The following is a 2,036-nucleotide window of genomic DNA, read 5'->3' on the forward strand; positions in this document are numbered from 1 at the left end:
CGCGCCTACCTGCGCCGACGCGGGATCAGGTGCACGATCCCCGAGCCGGCCGACCAGATCCGCAACCGCAGGCGCCGAGGCGGCACGGGAGGGCGTCCGCCCGCTTTCGACCGCCAGGACTACAAGGCCCGCCACGCGGTCGAGTGCGGGATCAGCCGCCTCAAACAGCACCGGGCCGTGGCCACCCGATACGACAAGCTCGCCGTCCGCTTCGAGGCGACGGTTCAGATCGCGGCGGTCCAGCAGTGGCTGTGACCTGCCGCCGGCCCATCCGGCCGTGCCATGCTGGCGCCCGAACCGACAGCGCACCATGGGGAGAGTCCAGTGGCCGCCAAGTACTACTGCGCAGACAGCGAAAACGGCGACCACATCGACGACCCGTCCGAGGATGCCCTGTTCGAATTGATCAGCGAACTCAACGACAAGGACAACACGTTCGTCGTCGTCCAGCCCGACCAGGACGACCCAGCCTGGTTTGTGTCCGTCGCTGTCGCTGACGAAGGCGGCTACGAGATCGTCCGACGCGACACCACCCGCCGTGAACACAAGGTCGACACCGATACCAGCATCGACCGGATCGCAGGCGACCTCATCGTCTGGCTGGCCGCCCGCAACTTCCCCGGACGCCCAACCCACCAGACCAGCACCTTCTAAAACACGGCCTAGCGGCCCAGAAGCAGCGTGGCCGGCGAGGCCAGGGCGCCGGTGACGCCGCCGATCAGCCCTTCGGCCGTGGTGTGGGAGCACTGGTGAAGTGTCAGTATTCGAGAGTTGCAGTATTCGCCTGCGCAGTGGGCAACCCTGGCGGGCTCTGATCCTGGCCACCATGACAGGCCGCCACCCGAGCCGAAGGACGCGGGACTTGCGGGGCGGGGTATGGAAACCGCCGACTGCTGATGTCGGCTCGGCGGGACTCAGGTGGACTCGCGGTATGTCGCATCGCCGTACGGTGGCTTCCCGCTTCTCTCGGCGGGCGATATGTCCAGTACGGCGAGTTCCTGGCCGACGAGGCTGACGTTCCCGTCGCGTTCGTTGAGGCGGCCTTGGACGGCAATGACACTGTCCGGCGTCAACGCGTGCTGGACCAGCGGGTAGGTGGCGGGGAGGTACAGGATCTCCATCTCGCCGTCGCGGTCTGCGAGGCAGACGACTGCCCAGGTCCTGCCGTCTTTGGTCGTCTTGCGTTGGACGTGGGTGACGAGGCCGGCGAGTGTGACGACGCCTTCGGTGCGGCCGGACGCGGTGAGTTCGGTGATGGTGGTGGACCGGTGGCGGGACAGGATGTGCTCGGTGTCGTCCAGGGGGTGCGCGGAGACGTACATGCCGAGCATGTCCCGCTCGGCGGCCAGGAGTTGCTTGCGCGGCCATTCTTCGTCGTCGATGGGGAAGTCGAGGCCGAACAACGGCTGGTCGTCGGTGCCGCCGAGGCCGCCGAAGAGGCCGTCCTGTCCGATCGCGGCCTGCTTCTTGACCGGGATGACCGCGTCGATGGCGTCTTCGTGGACAGCGGACAGCCCCTTGCGGGTGTGGTGCAGCGAGTCGAACGCCCCGCCCTTGATCAGCGATTCCACGGCCCGCTTGTTCAGGGCCGCGAGGTCGGCCTTGTCGAGGAAGTCGGGGAAGGATGTGTACGTGCCCTTCGACGTGCGGGTGGCGACCAGGGATTCGATGACCTTCTCGCCGACGTTGCGGACCGAACGCAGCCCGAACCGGACGTGTTCGCCGACGGCGGTGAAGTTCGCGACGGATGCGTTGATGTCGGGGGGCAGGACCCGCACGCCGAGCGTGCGGGCGTCGGCGAGGTGGATCGCGGCCCTGTCCTTGTGGTCGCCGACCGAGGTGAGCAGGGCGGCCATGTACTCGGCGGGGAAGTTCGCCTTGAGGCAGGCCGTCCAGTACGACACCAGGCCGTAGCCCACGGAGTGGGACTTGTTGAACGCGTACCCGGCGAAGGGCAGCATCACCTCCCACAGGGCCTTGACCGACTCCTGCGAGTACCCGTTGTCCCGCATCCCGCCGTGGAACTTCTCCCATTC

Annotated in this window: 2 protein-coding genes and 1 pseudogene; 2 read left to right on the plus strand and 1 reads right to left on the minus strand. The window is 67.3% G+C overall.

Going from position 1 to position 2,036, the window contains the following annotated elements:
• Window positions 1-255, plus strand: a pseudogene (locus STRTUCAR8_RS23550) (IS5/IS1182 family transposase); the annotation flags it as partial.
• A 27-nt stretch (window positions 256-282) separates the two neighbouring features.
• On the plus strand, window positions 283-654 hold the full coding sequence (locus STRTUCAR8_RS23555; protein ID WP_078507127.1) for a hypothetical protein: 372 nt from the start codon (window positions 283-285) through the stop codon (window positions 652-654).
• Window positions 655-914: 260 nt separating this feature from the next.
• Here the strand turns inward: STRTUCAR8_RS23555 and STRTUCAR8_RS23560 are convergent.
• Window positions 915-2,036, minus strand: a 1,122-nt coding sequence (locus tag STRTUCAR8_RS23560; protein ID WP_044472746.1) for a helix-hairpin-helix domain-containing protein, incomplete at its 5' end; no start/stop codon positions are given.

It is taken from the genome of Streptomyces turgidiscabies Car8, assembly GCF_000331005.1.
GTDB classification, from domain to species: domain Bacteria; phylum Actinomycetota; class Actinomycetes; order Streptomycetales; family Streptomycetaceae; genus Streptomyces; species Streptomyces turgidiscabies.

What these genes read in the sequence shown, in the direction of transcription:
- STRTUCAR8_RS23555 (WP_078507127.1), top strand. Translation starts at nt 283, where the DNA reads ATGCTGGCGCCCGAACCGACAGCGCACCATGGGGAGAGTCCAGTGGCC.